Source organism: Bacillus sp. 220_BSPC, assembly GCF_001054655.1.
GTDB lineage: Bacteria > Bacillota > Bacilli > Bacillales > DSM-1321 > Peribacillus > Peribacillus frigoritolerans.
Genome location: NZ_JVPL01000121.1, coordinates 1 through 207 on the forward strand (window position 1 = coordinate 1; position 207 = coordinate 207).

Annotated in this window: 1 tRNA gene; it reads left to right on the forward strand. The window is 52.7% G+C overall.

The features are described 5' to 3' along the window. The first annotated feature begins 52 nt into the window (after positions 1–52). Positions 53–125: transfer RNA gene (locus ADA55_RS08115), tRNA-Thr, on the forward strand. Positions 126–207: the final 82 nt, after the last annotated feature.

Genomic DNA, 207 nt, shown 5'->3' on the forward strand with positions numbered 1-207 from the left:
TCGGCTGTTAACCGAACGGTCGTAGGTTCGAGTCCTACCTGCGGAGCCATATGCTTCCATAGCTCAGTAGGTAGAGCACTTCCATGGTAAGGAAGAGGTCAGCGGTTCGAATCCGCTTGGGAGCTTCCCGATCTATCTATGAACAAAAAAAACAGTTCGGCCCGTTGGTCAAGCGGTTAAGACACCGCCCTTTCACGGCGGTAACAC